Annotated in this window: 20 protein-coding genes; 9 read left to right on the top strand and 11 right to left on the bottom strand. The window is 63.4% G+C overall.

What is annotated here, in order from left to right; translation table 11 throughout:
- Positions 1 to 131: 131 nt before the first annotated feature.
- On the bottom strand, positions 132 to 794 hold the full coding sequence (locus tag EJ068_RS25605; RefSeq protein WP_127251713.1) for a haloacid dehalogenase type II: 663 nt from the start codon (positions 792 to 794) through the stop codon (positions 132 to 134).
- Positions 795 to 944: 150 nt separating this feature from the next.
- Between EJ068_RS25605 and EJ068_RS25610 the strand changes: the two genes are divergently transcribed.
- Both EJ068_RS25610 and EJ068_RS25615 read left to right on the top strand, forming a co-directional pair.
- Positions 945 to 1,823, top strand: a complete 879-nt coding sequence (locus tag EJ068_RS25610; RefSeq protein WP_127251712.1) for a branched-chain amino acid aminotransferase — start codon at positions 945 to 947, stop codon at positions 1,821 to 1,823.
- Between the two features lie 203 nt (positions 1,824 to 2,026).
- Positions 2,027 to 2,629 (top strand): superoxide dismutase, encoded by a 603-nt coding sequence (locus EJ068_RS25615; protein ID WP_127251711.1) that lies wholly within the window; start codon positions 2,027 to 2,029, stop codon positions 2,627 to 2,629.
- Between the two features lie 52 nt (positions 2,630 to 2,681).
- On the opposite strand, the gene EJ068_RS25620 is transcribed toward EJ068_RS25615, so the two are convergent.
- Positions 2,682 to 2,924, bottom strand: coding sequence for a hypothetical protein (locus tag EJ068_RS25620; protein ID WP_127251710.1), 243 nt, complete (start codon positions 2,922 to 2,924; stop codon positions 2,682 to 2,684).
- 61 nt (positions 2,925 to 2,985) lie between these two features.
- Between EJ068_RS25620 and EJ068_RS25625 the strand changes: the two genes are divergently transcribed.
- Both EJ068_RS25625 and EJ068_RS25630 read left to right on the top strand, forming a co-directional pair.
- A complete protein-coding gene (locus EJ068_RS25625) occupies positions 2,986 to 3,423 on the top strand; it encodes a cytochrome c (RefSeq protein ID WP_042641989.1) in 438 nt (145 codons plus the stop codon).
- A gap of 9 nt (positions 3,424 to 3,432) precedes the next feature.
- The gene (locus EJ068_RS25630) at positions 3,433 to 4,380 is read left to right on the top strand and encodes a cytochrome c (RefSeq protein WP_127251709.1); all 948 of its coding nucleotides are present in this window, start codon (positions 3,433 to 3,435) and stop codon (positions 4,378 to 4,380) included.
- An 8-nt stretch (positions 4,381 to 4,388) separates the two neighbouring features.
- On the opposite strand, the gene EJ068_RS25635 is transcribed toward EJ068_RS25630, so the two are convergent.
- Both EJ068_RS25635 and EJ068_RS25640 read right to left on the bottom strand, forming a co-directional pair.
- Positions 4,389 to 4,778 carry an SET domain-containing protein-lysine N-methyltransferase gene (locus EJ068_RS25635; protein ID WP_126078382.1) on the bottom strand — a complete coding sequence of 130 codons (390 nt, stop codon included), beginning with the start codon at positions 4,776 to 4,778 and terminating at the stop codon, positions 4,389 to 4,391.
- Between the two features lie 99 nt (positions 4,779 to 4,877).
- Complete coding sequence (locus EJ068_RS25640) at positions 4,878 to 6,989, bottom strand: S9 family peptidase (protein ID WP_129554923.1); 2,112 nt, start codon at positions 6,987 to 6,989, stop codon at positions 4,878 to 4,880.
- Positions 6,990 to 7,122: 133 nt separating this feature from the next.
- Between EJ068_RS25640 and EJ068_RS25645 the strand changes: the two genes are divergently transcribed.
- Both EJ068_RS25645 and EJ068_RS25650 read left to right on the top strand, forming a co-directional pair.
- Complete coding sequence (locus EJ068_RS25645; protein ID WP_189341955.1) at positions 7,123 to 7,467, top strand: SH3 domain-containing protein; 345 nt, start codon at positions 7,123 to 7,125, stop codon at positions 7,465 to 7,467.
- 406 nt (positions 7,468 to 7,873) lie between these two features.
- On the top strand, positions 7,874 to 8,299 hold the full coding sequence (locus tag EJ068_RS25650) for a MucR family transcriptional regulator (RefSeq protein WP_126061983.1): 426 nt from the start codon (positions 7,874 to 7,876) through the stop codon (positions 8,297 to 8,299).
- Between the two features lie 84 nt (positions 8,300 to 8,383).
- On the opposite strand, the gene EJ068_RS25655 is transcribed toward EJ068_RS25650, so the two are convergent.
- The gene (locus EJ068_RS25655) at positions 8,384 to 8,812 is read right to left on the bottom strand and encodes a SufE family protein (protein WP_126061982.1); all 429 of its coding nucleotides are present in this window, start codon (positions 8,810 to 8,812) and stop codon (positions 8,384 to 8,386) included.
- A 110-nt stretch (positions 8,813 to 8,922) separates the two neighbouring features.
- Entirely contained in the window at positions 8,923 to 9,312 is a 390-nt protein-coding gene (locus EJ068_RS25660; protein WP_126061981.1) for a DUF5330 domain-containing protein, read from the bottom strand.
- A gap of 556 nt (positions 9,313 to 9,868) precedes the next feature.
- Here EJ068_RS25660 and EJ068_RS25665 point away from each other — a divergent pair.
- From EJ068_RS25665 to EJ068_RS25675, 3 genes are all read left to right on the top strand, one after another.
- Complete coding sequence (locus EJ068_RS25665; RefSeq protein ID WP_127251707.1) at positions 9,869 to 11,605, top strand: PAS domain-containing sensor histidine kinase; 1,737 nt, start codon at positions 9,869 to 9,871, stop codon at positions 11,603 to 11,605.
- Complete coding sequence (locus EJ068_RS25670; protein ID WP_126078379.1) at positions 11,580 to 12,371, top strand: peptidoglycan-binding protein; 792 nt, start codon at positions 11,580 to 11,582, stop codon at positions 12,369 to 12,371. Before EJ068_RS25665 ends, EJ068_RS25670 begins: the two co-directional genes overlap by 26 nt.
- Before the next feature lie 527 nt (positions 12,372 to 12,898).
- Positions 12,899 to 13,246: a DUF1491 family protein gene (locus EJ068_RS25675; RefSeq protein WP_127251706.1), complete on the top strand. Its 348-nt coding sequence runs from the start codon at positions 12,899 to 12,901 to the stop codon at positions 13,244 to 13,246.
- A 64-nt stretch (positions 13,247 to 13,310) separates the two neighbouring features.
- On the opposite strand, the gene EJ068_RS25680 is transcribed toward EJ068_RS25675, so the two are convergent.
- The 5 genes from EJ068_RS25680 to EJ068_RS25705 form a co-directional block, all read right to left on the bottom strand.
- A complete protein-coding gene (locus EJ068_RS25680; protein ID WP_126078377.1) occupies positions 13,311 to 13,730 on the bottom strand; it encodes a carboxymuconolactone decarboxylase family protein in 420 nt (139 codons plus the stop codon).
- The gene (locus tag EJ068_RS25685; RefSeq protein WP_127251705.1) at positions 13,666 to 14,094 is read right to left on the bottom strand and encodes a MerR family transcriptional regulator; all 429 of its coding nucleotides are present in this window, start codon (positions 14,092 to 14,094) and stop codon (positions 13,666 to 13,668) included. The genes EJ068_RS25680 and EJ068_RS25685 overlap by 65 nt, the downstream gene beginning before the upstream one ends.
- A 194-nt stretch (positions 14,095 to 14,288) precedes the next feature.
- Positions 14,289 to 15,296 carry a DUF2336 domain-containing protein gene (locus EJ068_RS25690; protein ID WP_129555037.1) on the bottom strand — a complete coding sequence of 336 codons (1,008 nt, stop codon included), beginning with the start codon at positions 15,294 to 15,296 and terminating at the stop codon, positions 14,289 to 14,291.
- A 391-nt stretch (positions 15,297 to 15,687) separates the two neighbouring features.
- Entirely contained in the window at positions 15,688 to 16,236 is a 549-nt protein-coding gene (locus EJ068_RS25700) for a DUF1254 domain-containing protein (protein ID WP_127386199.1), read from the bottom strand.
- Positions 16,229 to 16,813, bottom strand: a complete 585-nt coding sequence (locus EJ068_RS25705; protein WP_127250909.1) for a DUF1214 domain-containing protein — start codon at positions 16,811 to 16,813, stop codon at positions 16,229 to 16,231. The genes EJ068_RS25700 and EJ068_RS25705 overlap by 8 nt, the downstream gene beginning before the upstream one ends.
- Positions 16,814 to 16,893 lie beyond the last annotated feature (80 nt).

Consider the following 16,893-nt stretch of genomic DNA (forward strand, 5'->3'; position numbering starts at 1 on the left):
CACAGCTGTTGCGCTGCAGCAACAGCGAGGTCAGGGCGGTTCGCCACTTCACGGAAACGCCGAACCGCCCTTTCTTTTGTTTTGACGCAATTCCGGACGGAAAACCGCTTCACACTTTTCCTGGAATTGCATCAGACGCCTGCCAGCAGCCCGTCGAGCGACGGCAGGATCAGGCCTGGCGGAAAGTCGCGGTATTCATCCGGCTGGTTAGTCCGGTTGATCCAGACCGTACGGAAACCGAACTTCGTAGCGCCCGCTATGTCCCAGCGGTTCGACGACTGGAACGACACCGCTCCCGGATAAAGCCGCCAGCCGGTGACCACCATGTCGTAGACTGACGGGTCGGTCTTGAAGCGTTTGACCTGGTCGACCGAAAATACGTTGTCGAGGATCTGGTCGAGCGCGGCGGATTTGACCGCGGCGTCGAGCATTTCCGGCGAACCATTGGAGAGGATTGCAAGCTTCGCGCCGGACGCCTTGAGCGCCTTCAGCACGGCCGGCACCTCCGGATAGCAATCGAGCCGCCAATAGGCTTCGAGCAGCTTCGTCCGCAGCGCCGGATCGGCCGAGGGCACCTTGCGCAGCGCAAAGTCGAGAGCCTGCTCGGTCAGTTGCCAGAAGTCGGCGTAAGAGCCCATCAGCGTCCTGACCCAGGAATATTCGAGCTGCTTGGCGCGCCAGATGTCCGACAGCAACTGGCCATCCGGCCCGATCTCGCCGGCATGGCGGCGCACGGCGGCGTGCACGTCGAACAACGTGCCATAGGCGTCGAAGACATAGGCCGCATGATGCATGCTTGAGTTTTGCGGCGCGCAGGCCTGCCATGCAAGCATTGATTGCAGTCAAGTGCCTCTGGCCTCAACGATTTTTCCCGATGTCGGTTGACGCCGGCCGCCAAAGCATCGTCCTATGCCGGCCTGAAGTCATCGATCTGGACGGCAAACATGACACTGGCGACGGCGGCGCAAACCGCGACATGGACCTATGTGGACGGCGACTGGTACGAGGGCAACGTTGCCATTCTCGGACCGCGCAGCCACGCCATGTGGCTCGGCACCAGCGTCTTCGACGGCGGCCGCTGGTTCGAAGGCGTGGCGCCCGACCTCGAGCTTCACGCCGCCCGCGTCAACGCTTCCGCCACGGCGCTCGGCCTGAAGCCGTCGATGACGACAGAAGAGATCGTCGGCCTGACCTGGGACGGCCTGAAGAAATTCGACGGCAAGACGGCGGTCTACATCAGGCCGATGTATTGGGCCGAGCATGGCGGCTATATGGGGGTGCCGGCCGATCCGGAGTCGACCCGCTTCTGCCTCTGCCTCTACGAGGCGCCAATGATTCCGCCCTCCGGTTTCTCGGTCACGGTGTCGCCGTTCCGCCGCCCAACCATCGAGACCATGCCCACCAACGCCAAGGCCGGCTGCCTCTATCCCAACAACGGCCGCGCCATCCTGGAAGCCAAGAACCGCGGCTTCGACAACGCGCTCGTGCTCGACATGCTGGGCAATGTCGCCGAGACCGGCACCTCCAACATCTTCCTGGTCAAGGACGGCCATGTGATGACGCCGGCGCCGAACGGCACGTTCCTGTCGGGCATCACCCGCTCGCGCACCATCAACCTGCTCGGCGATTACGGCTTCAGGACCATCGAGAAGACGCTGTCGGTTCGCGATTTTCTGGACGCCGACGAGATCTTCTCGACCGGCAACCACTCCAAGGTCGTGCCGGTCACCCGCATCGAGAGCCGCGACCTGCAGCCCGGGCCCGTGGCCAAGAAGGCGCGCGAGCTCTATTGGGAATGGGCGCATTCGACGTCTGCCGCCTGAGCCGCCGGAGTTTCAGTGTTTCACGGAACGGCGACCCACCCTTTCTCCTGTTTGGCGTAATTCCGGACGGAAAACCCTTTCACACTTTTCGGCGAATTGCTCTAAAGTCGCTCGGCGCTTCATTCCGGAGTTGCCCCAACCCATTCCAGACCTATCTAAGTTCGGCAGTTTCACCGGATTTTTTCCTCGAGGGAGTACCATCCATGGCTTTTGAGTTGCCCGCCTTGCCTTACGACTACGAGGCGCTTCAGCCCCATATGTCGAAGGAGACGCTGGAGTATCACCACGACAAGCACCACAAGGCCTATGTCGACAACGGCAACAAGCTGGCCGCTGAAGCCGGCCTTGGCGACCTGTCGGTCGAAGAGGTGGTCAAGCAGTCCTTCGGCAAGAATGCCGGGCTCTTCAACAACGCCGCCCAGCACTACAACCACATCCATTTCTGGAAGTGGATGAAGAAGGGCGGCGGCGGCAATAAGCTGCCAGGCGCGCTGCAGAAGGCTTTCGACAGCGATCTCGGCGGCTATGACAAGTTCAAGGCGGATTTCATCGCCGCCGGCACCACCCAGTTCGGCTCCGGCTGGGCCTGGGTCTCGGTCAAGAACGGCAAGCTCGAGATTTTCAAGACGCCGAACGGCGAGAACCCGCTGGTGCATGGCGGCTCACCGATCCTCGGCGTCGACGTCTGGGAGCACTCCTACTACATCGACTACCGCAATGCGCGGCCGAAATATCTCGAAGCCTTCGTCGACAGCCTGATCAACTGGGACCACGTCCTGGAGCTGTACGAAAAGGCCCGCGCATGACCCCGAAAATCGTGATCGATTTTCGGAAAGGATCATGCGCAGAATCAAAGCGTTACAGCGTCCTTTGCGCGCCGAAAGGCGCGCGGCGCTGTAAAGGCTGATCGATCTTACTGAAAAGCCCCGGCATGCCGGGGCTTTTCTTTATCTGCCAACACAGCAGATTGATCGCGAGCGGCAAAATCGTGACGCACCGGGGAATATTTCCATGGTCGGGTCCGTTAACGTCCGGAGCAATTCCAGACGAGATGTGGAACAGTTTTCCGTCCGGAATTGTGCCAACCAGGAGATAGAGCATTTCGCCGTGAAACGGTGAAATGCCGGTAGTCGCGAACTTTTTTCACCACGGAGCCAATTGAATGAGAAAGCTTGTCCTCGCCATCTCTATGCTCGCCTTCGCCGGTTCGGCCGCCTTTGCCGATCCGATCCAGGAGCGCCAGGCGCTGATGAAGGAGCGCGGCAAGCTCGCCGGCCAGTTGTCCAAGGTGGTCAAGGGGGAGGAAGATTTCGACGCGGCCGCCGTGCTGACGACCCTGAAGGCCCTGCAGGCCAATGCCGAGAAGTTCGATGCCGAAAAACTGTTTCCGGCCGGCTCCGACAAGGGCGACACCACGGCAGCACCCAAGATCTGGGAAGACATGGCCGGCTTCAAGGCCGCCGAGGACAAGTTCCTCGCCAACACCAAGGAAGCGGTCGCCTCGCCGCCGGGCGATGTCGACGGTCTGAAGGCGCAGCTCAACACGCTGGGCGGCGATTGCGGCGCCTGCCATCAGAGCTACAGGATCAAGAAGGGCTGATCGCCTGATATGGCCTGGCTGAAGAAGCTCGTCGGCGCCGTCATCGTACTGGGCGGCGCGGCGGCCGCCGCCGGCTGGGCCCTGTCCGCGCCGGTCAGGCTTGACGCCGGGGCCATCGCGCAGCTCGGCCCCGGCGACGCCGCCAAAGGCAAACGCATCTTCTATGCCGGCGGCTGCACGTCCTGCCATTCCAAGCCTGGCGCCCAGGGCGACGCCCGGCTGCAGCTGGCCGGCGGACTGGAGCTCAAGACGCCGTTCGGCACCTTCGTGCCGCCCAATATCTCGCAGGACCGGAAGGACGGCATCGGCGCCTGGAGCGAGGAGGACTTCGCCAACGCCATGCTCAAGGGCGTCTCGCCTTCGGGCGAGCATTTCTATCCGGCCTTTCCCTACGTCTCCTACGCGCGCATGAAGCCGGCCGACATCGCCGACCTCTACGCCTTCATGAAGACGCTGCCGGCGGTCGCCGGCAAGGCGCCGGACCACAAGCTTTCCTTCCCCTTCACCATCCGCCGCGGCATCGGCCTGTGGAAGCTTCTCTATCTCAGTCCAGAGCCGGTGATCGCGCTGCCCAACGGCACGCCGGACAAGGTGCTGGCCGGCCGCTACCTCGTCGAGGGTCCCGGTCATTGCGGCGAATGCCATACGCCGCGCGATTTCGCCGGCGGCGTCAAGAAGGGCGAATGGCTGGCCGGCGCCGTGGCTGCCGAGGGCACTGGCGTCGTGCCCAACATCACTCCCGACGGGAAGAGCATCAAGGACTGGTCGGAAGCCGATATCGCCAACTATCTCGAGACCGGCTTCACGCCCGATTTCGATTCCGTCGGCGGCGCCATGGTCGAGGTGCAAAAGAACATGGCGCAATTGACCGCGGACGACCGCGCAGCGATCGCCGCCTATCTCAAGGCTATCCCACCGCACCCCAACGGCTATCCAGCGCGCAAGCCGGCGAGTTGACCTTTATCTTACGGGTGGCGGTCGCCGAGAAAATCGAAGCCGTCTTCGAAAAAGTGATTGTAGTCGCAGGTCAGTTCCTCGCCGGGCGCGATGTCGCGCAGCGCGTAGGTTTCCTCGGGCGAGGAGACGTCGCAGTTCGGCTCGTCGGCGTGGTTCATGTAACGCGCGTCATCCGCCTCGAAGACGATGTAGTTGGGGTCGCGCCGGTCCGGATAGGAATAGCGGTCGAGATAGGACTTTACCGGCCCGCTCTCGCCCTCATAGGTGTCGACGGGAATGCGCCGGTCGAACCTTGGGTCGAGCTTCCAGATCAGCGTGCCCTTTGCAATGCGGTGTTTGGCGAAGACGCCGATGCCCTGGATGGGCGATTTGTCGAGATAGACGTCGACGAGCAGCATGACGAACCTTGTGAATGAGCAGTCGGCGCGGTCCAAGGGCCACGTCCAAAAAAGCAGAGCATTGCGTAACGCGCGCCCTTGTCAATTGCGAGTGGAAAATCAGGTCTTCCCGGTCACTTTCAGGGCATAGGCGTAAATGTAGGCGATCTCTTCCAGCCGGGAGAAACGCCCCGAGGCGCCGGCGTGTCCGGAATCCATGTTGATCTTGAACAGGACCGGGTTGCCACCTGCTTTGCGTTCGCGCAGCCGCGCCACCCATTTTGCCGGCTCCCAATAGGTGACACGCGGATCGGTGAGGCCTGCCAGCGCCAGGATCGGCGGGTAGGCGAGCGCCGCGACATTGTCATAGGGCGAATAGGCGGCGATCGTCTTGTAGTCGTCGGCGGACGCGATCGGGTTGCCCCATTCCGGCCATTCCGGCGGCGTCAGCGGCAGGCTGGCGTCGAGCATGGTGGTGAGCACGTCGACAAACGGCACCTCGGCGACGATGCCGCCGAAGCTTTCCGGCGCCATGTTGGCGATCGCGCCCATCAGCATGCCGCCCGCGGAGCCGCCTTGCGCGACGATGCGGTCGTGCCGTGTGTAACGCTCGGCGACGAGATGGCGGGCGCAGGCGATGAAATCGGTGAAGGTGTTCATCTTCTTCGCCCGCTTGCCGTCCTCGTACCAGCCATAGCCCTTGTCCTTGCCGCCGCGCACATGCGCGATGGCGTAGACGAAGCCGCGGTCGACCAGCGACAGGCAGTTGGTGTTGAAGGCCGAAGGCACCGTGATGCCATAGGAGCCGTAGCCGTAGAGCAGGCACGGCGCCGAGCCGTCCAGCGGCGTGTCGCGATGGTAGAGCAGCGAAATCGGCACCAACTCGCCGTCGGCGGCCGGCGCCATCAGCCGGCGCGTGACATAGTGCTCCGGATCGTGGCCGGAGGGCACTTCCTGCGTCTTCAGGAGCACACGCTCGCGGCTGCGCATATTGTAGTCGAACACCTGCACCGGCGTTGTCATCGACGAATAGGTGAAGCGCATCGTCTCGGTGTCGTACTCGTAGGAGCCGGAAAGGCCGAGCGAGAAAGCCTCCTCGTCGAAGGAGATGAAATGCTCCTCGCCGCTGGCGCGCTCGCGCACGACGATGCGCGGCAGGCCGTCCTTGCGCTCGAGTCTCACCATGTGATGCTTGAAACCGAGCACCGAGAGGATCAGCCGGCCGGGCTCGTGCGGCACCAGTTCCTGCCAGTTGGCGCGGACCGGATTGTCGACCGGCGCGGTCATGATCTTGAAATCCTTGGCGCCGTCGGCGTTGGTCAGGATGAAGAAGACGTCGCCGCCTTCTTCCAGGTCGTATTGCAGCCCGGACTCGCGCACCGCCACCAGCCGGGGCGCCGCTGAAGGATTATCGGCCGGCAGAAGCCGGTACTCGGACGTCTCATGGTCGTTGATGCCGACCAGGATCCAGTCATTGGCGCGCGTGCCGCTGACATCCATGAAGAAGCCCGGATCGGTCTCCTCATAGATGAGGCGGTCGTTCTCCAGCTTGTCGCCGAGCTTGTGGAAGAATACTTTCGACGGGCGATGGTTGTCGTCGAGGCGGGTGTAGAAGAAGCCGTCATCGCCGGCATTCCAGACCCCGCCGCCGCCCGTATCCGGGATCTGGTCGGCAAGGTCGGTGCCGCCGGCAACATCGCGCACGCGTAGCGTGAAGAATTCCGAGCCCTTGTCGTCGAACGCCCAGATGAGCTTCTTGTGGTCCGCGGAATGGTCGACGCCGCCGAGCCGGAAATAGGCCTTGCCCTCGGCCTCCGCGTCGCCATCGAGCAGGATTTCCTCGCTGCCGCCATCGCGCGAGGTGCGGAAATAGCGCGGCTGCTCGCCGCCCTGCCGGAAGGACGAGCCGTAGGCATAGGGGCCGTCCTTCATCGGCACCGTTGAGTCGTCCTCCTCGATGCGTCCCTTCATCTCGGCAAACAGCTTGCCGCGCAGATCCGCGGTGCCGGCCATCAGAACGGCCTGATAGGCGTTCTCGGCCTCCAGATAGGCGCGGATCCGGCCGTCAAGCAGGGAAGGATCCCGGAACACGGCCTGCCAGTTGTCGGCCCGCATCCAGGCATAGCCGTCGCTGCGGGTGATGCCGTGATGCGTGTCGGAAACAGGATGTTTCTCAGGCGTCGGCGGGCTGGCGGCCGGGAAGGCGGGAGTCAGGGCGGAAGTGCTGGTCATTACGTCTCGCTGCGGAATTTGCTTGAATGACGAATGAACACGCCACTCAGCGGCGGTTCAAGGGGCACGGCTCAAGATGGTCGACAGAAGCCAAGTCGAAGGGGAAAAGATGAAATCCTGTGTTGCTACCGCTATGTCTGTCGCCGTCCTCGCGGCGGGTCTGACTTTTTCCAGTCCGTCTCATGCAACCGTCTTTGCCGCCTGGCAAGTGGCGGGCGTGCCGTTCGGCGACACGCTCAACGCGCGAAAGTATCCCTCCAACGCATCGCAAAAACAGGCCGCCTATCCGAACGGCACCGTGCTGCAGATGACCGGCCGCTGCACAGGTGGCGTAAATCTGCTCGATATCGCCGGGCAGCCGCAATGGAAGCAGCGCCAGGCGATCCGCTATCGCTGGTGCGAGGTGTGGCACGACCCGGCGCAGAATGGCCATTTCGTCACCGGCTGGGTCTACGGCAAATATATCGCGCCTTATTGACGGACCGTCGGCTCGCCTTGTCGGGCCGGCCGGCAGGGCAGCTACGTTGCGCCATAGGATTCATCGTGCTGGCGCAACAGGCATCCAAGCATTGGTCAAGCATCGCGGGCCATGTCGTGCGGCGATCGGATGTCTAACACGCCAGTGACGCAGCGTCATGGCATGCTGGTCTGGCCAGAAAAATCTCGCGAAGTTACACGCCGCACGAATTTTTGAAGCTGAAACGGCAATATTTGATGAATATCGGCCAATATAAGTCAATATGCGAATTGACTTACTTGCGATGCGGCGTCATTAAGATGACCGACGCGAATCGCAGGGTTTTCCTGAATGAAATTCGCGCGATGCCCGACCTCGGAAAAAAGGGCGCAATTTTAGAAACAACTCTCGTTGGGGCCTGAGCACTATGGAAATCGTCGAAACACCTTCGAAAAACGGTGATGCGCTGATCGAACTGACCGCCGATGTCGTCGCCGCCTATGTCAGCAACAACCCGGTGCCCGTTGGGGAATTGCCGAACCTAATCGCCGACGTCCATGCCGCGTTGGGCCGTGTCGGTGGTTCGCCGGAGCAGCCATCGGCCGAGAAGCAGAAGCCGGCCGTCAATCCCAAGCGCTCTGTCCACGACGACTACATTGTCTGTCTGGAGGACGGAAAGAAGTTCAAATCGCTGAAGCGTCACCTGATGACCCATTACCATCTCACGCCGGAGGAATACCGTGAGAAGTGGGGGCTGGACGCCAACTATCCGATGGTGGCCCCCAACTACGCGGCTGCCCGCTCGCAGCTCGCCAAGAAGATGGGTCTGGGCCGCAAGCGCAAGGGCCGCTGATCGCCTTCGCTATCCGGAAAAGCAAAACGGCGCCCTTGCGGCGCCGTTTTGCTTTTCCGGATAGCGAAGGCGATAGGGACCGGATCAGGCCGTCTGCTTCAGCGCCGCTTCCGCGTCGCGCTTGATGCGCTTGACCATCGAACGCAGGCCGTTGGCGCGCTGCGGCGAAAGATGCTCGTCCAGCCCGAGCTCCTTTAGCGTCGCCTCCGCGTCCGTGCTCTGGATCTCGCTTGCCCGCCGGCCCGAAAACAGCGCCAGCATGATGGCGACGAGGCCGCGCACGATGTGGGCGTCCGAATCGCCCTGGAAGCTGATCACCGGATCGGCGCCCGCTCCCTGCTCGGTGGTGAGCCACACCTGGCTGACGCAGCCGGGCACCTTGTTCGCGGCCGTGCGTTCGTTCTCGGGGAAAGGCGGCAGGCCCTCGCCGAGCTCGATCACATAGCGATAGCGGTCCTCCCACTCGTCGAGCAGGGAAAAGTCGTCGCGGATCGTCTGGATCGGGGTGGTCATGGCCCGCATATAGTGGCGCGGCACCGTCGCGTCACGGAAAAAGAAAGCGCCGCGGGCGTCGAGAGGTCGGACGGGCCCGCGGCGTAGCCAAGTGGCGGCTGAAGATTGTCTCAGTTCTTGGAAGTCAACAGCACTGGTATGTTGACCTTGGCGGGTAGCACGATGTCCTCGGCGACGCTGCCTGTGGTCATCTTGGCCGTGTCCGCAACCTTCGTCTCGGCCGCGCCTGCCTGCTCTGATTTGTCGTCGATCATGGCGGCGGCGATCTTGGCCGTTTCCTGGGCCCGGACTGTAATGGTGTACATGGCAGATTTGCCGGTTTCGCAGACATCGGGCTTGCGCTCGCAGAGCCCTGCAATGTCGCCCACCGCCTCGCGCGCCGCGAACAGCGCCTGGATCGGCCCGACGCTCTGCTGGCCGTCCTCGCCCGGGCCGACGCCGAGCGGCAGCGCCAGCAGCACCAGCGAAAACCAGAAAGCCATCCTGATCAGAAAGCCCATCTCACTTGCCTCTCGTGCGGGATGGATCCTGCATCCATCCGTGACGGGTCATGCATCCATCGGCATGACCTCTTTTATGGGCACGATAATGGCACGGTCACGCAAAGGACGGCTTGCCTCGAAGCCGCGAATTTGTCTCAAATTTTAGGCGAATTGGAAAGGAATTGGTTTTGAAGCGGACTTGTGTCGAATCTCATCGACAGCATTAACTTTACGATAACCATATATCGCATTGTAATTATTCGATTTTATTCGCAACAGAAATTAGCCGCGTCAGGTTTAGGCCCGTTTTGGCACAGGCCTCGCGGCTAACGCGCCGTTTACCATGACGCCAACTCGGCGCGCTTTGCGGTGCCGGCATCACAATATTTGCCTTGGGGCGGTCGCTGGCACCCGCCAGCCTTATCCATTCCTTAAACGCTGGATGCGAGTTTCAAGTCATTGATTGAGTCACCTGCCAGGCAGGATGTTTTTACCACCGGGTACGCGTGCGTTGAGTTCGATTTCAGCCAGATACGTTCAATTGCCCGGCGCGGTTGCCGCCGGCTGCGAACGCTTGGTTCACCCCACCGTGACGAGTGAGGCGGAACGCCTGCGCCAGCGCCGCTTCATCGGCGTCATGCTCGCCGCGCCATTCCTTGCCGCGGGTGCCGCGGTGACGCTGGTCACCTCGAGTCTCGGCGCGGCCGTCACCATGGCCGCCATCTTTGCCGCTTTCGGCTTGTGCTGGTTCGCCGCGCTTCTGGTCGCCGCCACCGGCCACATGGCGCTCGCCGGCCGCATGGCGGTCGCCTTGGGCGGCCTTGCCCTTGCCGGCGCAATAGCGGCGGCAGGGGGATTGGCCTCGCCGGTCGCGCTGCTGGGCTTGGCATTGCCGGTCGAAACCTGGTGGGTTTCCGGGTCGCGGCGCGCCGCGCTGTCGAGCGTGCTGGCCGCGGTCGCCGCGATCGTTCTCCAGCCCTTTGCCGGCCAGCTCCTGCCGCCTGGCGAAATCGCCGCCTGGCACTGGCTGCTGCCGCTAGCCTGGGCGCTGACATTGTTGCCGCGTGCCGCCGCCTTCGCCGATCCTGCCGGCCTGCGGCCGGCGGAGCCCGCCGGCGATCGTCTCGAGGACCTGATCGACGCCGTCGTGCTGCGCGTCGGCCGCCAGGGCGAAGTGCTCGACGCGTCCGCCAAAGCGCGTTCGGTCATGAAACTGGCGCCGGAGCTCCTGCTTGGCACCGGCCTGTTCGAGCGGGTCCATCTGTCCGACCGCGTCGCCTATCTCACCGCCTTGGCCGACATGCGCGAGGGGGCGCCGAAGCGCCGGCTTGAGTTGCGCATCCGCTTGCCGCGCGAGGGTTCCGGCGCTGCCGATAATTTCCGTCCGTTCAGTCTCGACTTGCTGCGCGGCGAAGCCGAACGCGACGTCTTCATGCTGGTGCTGCGCGAGAACGACGATGTCGCGGAGCTGCGCGAGGAGCTTGCGGAAGCCAGGGAGGCCGCCGCGGCCGCCGAAGTGGCCAAGGGCCGCTTCCTGGCGGTGGTCAGCCACGAGCTGCGCACGCCGCTCAACGCCATCATCGGCTTTTCCGACATGCTGCTGCATGAGATGTTCGGCGCCTTCAAGGACCCGCGCCAGAAGGAATATGTCGGCCTGGTCAGGGAGTCGGGCCAGCATCTTCTGTCCGTCGTCACCTCGATCCTCGACGTCTCGCGCATCGAGGCGGGCGCCTATGCGACCGAGCTGGAGACGTTCCGTTTCGTCGAGGCCGTCGACATGTGCCGCTCGATGATGCGGCCGCTGGCCGACGCCAAGGGCATCGTTCTTGCCACCCAGATCGCGCCGGATGCCGGCGAGATCAATGCCGACCGTCGCGCGGTGCAGCAGATCCTGATCAATCTCGCTTCGAACGCCGTCAAGTTCACGCCCGATGGCGGCAGCGTGGTGATCGGCGCCAAGCGCGTCGGCTCGCGCCTGCATTTCTGGGTCAGCGACACCGGCATCGGCATCGCCGAGGAGGATATGGCCAATCTCGGCAAGCCTTTCATGCAGATCCAGAACGACTACACGCGCCGTTTCGAGGGAACCGGGCTCGGCCTGTCGCTGGTCAAGGGCCTGGTGGCGCTGCACGACGGCACGATGTCGATCGAGAGCGCGCCGGGTGAGGGCACCACGGTGACGATCGGCCTGCCGGTGAGCGGGCCGAAGCGGCATTCCGTTGCGCAACCCGGTGTGCTGGCCATGCCGGCGGCGAAGCCGAAGGGGGATAGAGATGGGGAGGGGAATGGCTCGCTCCGCAAAACGGCGTAAGGTGGTCGAACCCGAGCGCGGCGTCCTTGCCGAAGGCGCGGCCGCGGTCGGCCAGCTGATCGCAAGCAACCCGGTCCTGGTCGGCGGTTCGACCGCCTTCCTGGTGACGCTGTTCTATGTCTCGGCCAATGCGCTCTGGTATCAGCCTTTTCCGCATACCGGCGCCTTCTTTGCCACCCGCAGCATCGAGAATTTCCCGCATACCGTCTCCAACGAGCCGGAGACCACCATCAACATCGTGCGCCAGCCGCCGGCACAGCCGGTGGCCAAGCCGGATCCGATCGTCCAGCAGGTGCAGGGCATCCTGAAGGACCTCAACTTCTATGACGGCACAGTCGATGGTCTGACCGGACCGGCGACCCGCAAGGCGATCCAGGCTTACCAATTGAAAGTCGGGCTGCCGGGCTCGGGCGAGATCGACGGCGCGCTGCTCGACCAGCTTGGCACGCGCCAGACGACGGCGGCGATTCCACATCCGGCGCCGCGGCCGGCCGACGCGGCAGCAGCCACGCCGTCCGCCAAGCCATCGGTAATTCCGGTCTCGGCCCCGGCCGATGGCGCCACGCAATCGCCCGATGCCCGCATCGTCAAGATCCAGGCCGGTCTGAAAGCTTTCGGTAACAACGACATGCAGCTCGACGGCAAGGTCGGCGCCCGCACCAAGGCCGCGATCAAGGAATTCCAGGCTCTCTTCGGCCTGCCCGAAACAGGCGAGCCGGACGAAGCGGTGTACGTCAAGATGCGCGAGATCGGTCTGACGAACTGAGTGGCGGCGGCGCCAATCTAGTTTTGGGCTGCGCGTTTAGCCTTTAGAGCGCGGAAGAAGGCATTGCGGTCCACGCTCTGGCCTTCACCGCTCGCCATGCCTTCAGCATATGCACGCTTGAGCTGATTCAGTTCATGATCGGTTAGGGGTCGGATTGTCGCTTCCATGCGCAACGATAGCATTATCCGGTGCATTCACGAAATTTGCCAATTGTCGGAGCCGGCGCCGCCCCTCATCTGCCTGCCGGCATCTTCTCCCCGTGAACGGGGGAAGGGGCTGGCCGCGGCGCCGGCGCTCTTCCTGCAACGTCTGAGATTGGCGAAATCGTCAGCGCAAGCTTCCTTCTCCCCGTCACTACACGGGGGAAATGCCCGGCAGGGCAATGAGCGGCAGCGCCGACCTGTCAGGCAAAGCAACACCACCGTCAGGGGACGCGGGACCACAGCAATCCAAACCTGTCGCTGCCCGGCGCTCGCGGACAAGCCGGAATCTCGTTAAACAATCGGCATGTCATCCGGAAACCACCCATGCGCGTAACCACCGATCTGTGGGTCTCGGCCCTTCTGCGCCGCGTTTTCGGCGCCGGCGGTTTTGCCGCCGTGGTTAAGCGCGGCGCCACCGAGGCGGGCGCCGTCTTCGTGTTGTCGCGCGGGCGTCTGGGGGAGGTCGTTCTTTACGGGCCGGCGCCGCAGACGAGTTACGATTCAGCCAAGCCGGATGAGCGCTTCTTCACCTTGCTCGATGCCGGCGACGATAGCGCCGCCTTCGATGCGCGGTTGGAGCGCGAGAAGAAATTCGATCCCGACATCTGGGTGGTCGAGATCGAGGCAGGGACTGTACCGGTCGAAGAGCTTCTTTCGGTGAAGGCCGACTAGGGCGTTTCGCCATTCATGGGACCGGAATCGCGATGAGAGCAAGAGCGCTGGGCGAGAAGGTTCATCATGCCGCTTCCCCCTTCTGGACGGGAAACCGGGTAGCGAAGACTTCCTTGGCCGCAAACAGCCCGTTGAGCGCCGCAGGAAAGCCGGCATAAACCGTCATCTGGATGATGGTTTCGATAATTTCGTCCTTGGTCAGCCCGACATTGAGCCCCGCCTCGATATGGACTTTCAGTTGCGGGGTCGCGGTTCCCATCGCAGTCAGCGCCGCGATGGTCGCGATCTCACGGGCGCGCAGATCGAGGCCGGGGCGGCTGTAGATGTCGCCAAACGAGAACTCGAACACGTAGTTCGCGAAATCGGGGGCAATGTCCGCCAGGGCGGCGATGACATTGCGGCCGGCTTCGCCATCTATTTCAGCGAGCGCCCGCTTGCCGCGTTCCAGCCGGCTTTCGCTGACGTTCGGGGATTGATGCGTCATAGTCCTTCATCCTCTTTTCAACGCCGGCATATCCGGCAATCTTGGTGTCGAGGACGAGAAGGCAGGCTTGCAGTTTGGCCAGATGCGCACGGACACGCTCGCGGTGCTGCTCGAGCAACGCGCCGCGCTCCGCTTCCGTGTTGACGCCGCGCTCCCGCAAGGCCGCGTAACGCAGCATTTCCCGAATAGGCATCCCTGTCGTTTTGAGGCGATCGAGAAATTCTATCCAGGTCAGGATTGATGCGTCGTAGTCACGTTGGCCCGATTGGTCCCTGTCGGCATGGGGAAGCAGCCCGATCCGCTCGTAGTAACGGATGGTGTAGGCAGACAGTCCCGAACGCTTCGCCAGCTCGCCAATCTTCATCACGCTCTTCTTTCGTCACGACGCGCAGAAAGCTACGAGTTAGAGTGCGCTCTAAGTCAAGAGGCTGTGTCACTTCGTCGTGTCGCGGAAATGCTAAGTTTCGCGACGACATCTGATCGTTCATTTTAGCTGATAAAACAAATGCTTAAAGCGCATCCCTTTAATCCTTTCAAGCGCGAGGCGCTTGAAGCCGGTCAGGATGCCTTGAGGCTGGAGCTCGCGTCGTCGCCGTTCGACGCGTCGCGTCGCTCGCCACCGATCGTGTCGGCCGCTTTGTCGCGGATGGCACGCGAAAGGGTCTCCGCCTTCCAGGCGCGCACCTTGTCCAGCGCCGCCTCGCGGTGCAGCAGCCGGTAGCGGTCGAGGAACAGCCGGATCGCCTGCGGGTGCGGGAACTCGCCGGGATAGACCGCGACCGCGATCAGGAAGGCTCTGTCCTCGCTGAGGTCGAGGGCGCGCAGCGCCGCAAGCAATGCGGCATAACCCGACTGCCCGGTCACCGAGCGGGCCGTCGCGAAGTCGATCTCCAGCGCATCGGCAAGTGCGGTCTGGAAGAAGGCCGCGTTGCCGGTCAGCGCCGTCTCGCGCAGCCTCACATAGGCCGACTGGCCGAGGAAGGTGTTGAAGTCGGCAGTATCGCCGGCCGGGCGCATCATCGACCGCAGGCGGCGGCGCGCGTTCTCCGCCGCTTCGCCGGATGCGGCGCGGTCGGCGTCCGCCTTGGCCACCGGCTCCGGTTTCGGCGTGAGCTTGGTGACCGTTTCCGGCGGCCGCGTCTTGACCAGCGTCGGTCTTTCCAGCGCGCGGATCAGGTCGGCGATCGTCGGATTGAGCTCTTTGCGGCGCGCAATGGCGCGCGCATGCGGCAGCCCGTGCCGGCCGATCAGCGCGATGAGGTCGATGTCGCTCAGCGCATTGGAGCGGGTGAGCAGGGGCGCCGCAATCTCGACCGGCTCCTCGGCCAGCCGCCGCACCAATGCGGTCGGCGCGTATTCGCATTCGGAAAGGGCGGCGGCGACATAGCGGCGCGATTCGACCGACACCTCGTCGAACAGCGGCAGCGTCAGGTCCTCGAGCTGGGCGATCTCGCGTCGTGAAGGGCGCGTCAGCGAGCAGAAGGCCGAGACCGCGGCGCGGAACAGCCTTTCGGCCTTTCCCGCTTCGGTCCGGATAGCGATTTGCCTGAAATCCGAAGATGACACGGAGGATACGCCCGACACTCGACACAACTCCTGAACCCACGCAATCCGGCCGGGCCGGTTCGCATCTTCAGGAAAACAAACATCAAATTAGCCGCGATCCGTTAGCGCTCCGTTAACCCTCTACGCCCCTTAATCAACTTGGAGGCGTTGCGTTGTGCTCCGGTCAAACCGAGAGGAATGCGCGAACCATGGGCATGGTCCTGTCTTTTGTGCCGCGTGCGGCACCTGTAAATCGAGCAAGTCACGACGCCACGACGGCGGCGGTGATCATTTTCCCCGGCGTCCGTTATGAGTTGCACCCGCAGGCCGATGCGGTCCGGCCCGGCGGCAGCGGCTCCGACAGGCCAGGCTCCCCGCCGCCCGCCAAGCCGCATCACTGAACACGCCTTTCTCAGTCGTCCTGCAAATCGCAGCTGCTCTGCTCGAGGAAGCGCGACACGATCGGCTTCCAGCTCTCGTCCGGCACGAAGGCGCGGACGACGAAGATGCCTTCCTCGATCGGCGCCTCGACAAAGATCGCGCCTTGCAGATCCTCCGGAAGGTCGCGCCGCACATCGATCATCTGCGCCGGGGTCAGCACCACCGTATCGAGCTTCTCGCCATTGGCGTTGTGATCGTTGAAGGAATAGATGTTGTGGCCGCCGCGGTCATAGACCGAGGCCGACCAGAACGGCACGTCGCCGGGCGCCTTGATTCGCACAAGGCCGTCGGCAAGGTCGAAGCGGCAGGCGGCGGCATAAAACAGCGGATCGACCGATTTCACCACCGGCGCGCCGCCGGCTTCGGCATCCAGCCGCGTCATCCTGTAGAGGTCGGAGGCCGTCGCCAGCCGCGACCAGGCATCGCGCTCGGAAAATTCCGGCACCAGGAACAGCACAACGATATGCACGATGCCGGCGCCGAGCAGGCCGAGGATGAGGGCATGCAGCAGCCTACGCATTGCAGCCCGCCTTCAGGATGCGCGGCAGCGTCACATCGGAGAGGCCGGTGCTGGACGCGATCGGCGTGTCGTAGAAGGTCAGCACGAAATACATCTTGCCGGATCCGCCGGTGAGCAACCAGTTGCCGGGGGCAGGGCGATTGCCGACCGAAATGACGACGGAATTGTCGGGCCGGCGCAGCACTTCGTAGGACTGCAGCGCCGCCTGCCTCGGCTTGCCGGTATCGATCACGCCAAGCGACTGGTCGGCGGCATAGAGCGTCCAGAAACGGGCGGTCGGGTAGCTGCCTTCGATCGTGTAGGTGCATTCGCGTCTTAGCGGCTCGCCGGCGTCATCACGCTCGGCGACGAAGGCCAGCCCCTCGGCCCGGCCGAGCGCCAGCACGCCCTGGCGCGCCACGCGCGCCTTGGAGTAGGGGTCGGCGTCTAAAGTCCCGACTTCGGGGAAGGCGGTCCATTGGCCGATGCGGATCGCCCCGACGCCGTCCTGCGCGTTGAGCGCATACCAGACGCTGTAGCCGCCAAGCCCAATGGCTATGGCAAGCGAAAGCAGCGTCAGGATGGCGTTCTTGAGCATGAGAGCCGCAAACAGAGGAGGTTGCCCGGGATATCGCGGCGCGGGGTGCCGTGGCAAGCCGGCTTCACGCGAGGGGTGGC

Origin of the sequence: Mesorhizobium sp. M2A.F.Ca.ET.043.02.1.1, from assembly GCF_003952405.1 — a bacterium.
Lineage (GTDB): Bacteria > Pseudomonadota > Alphaproteobacteria > Rhizobiales > Rhizobiaceae > Mesorhizobium.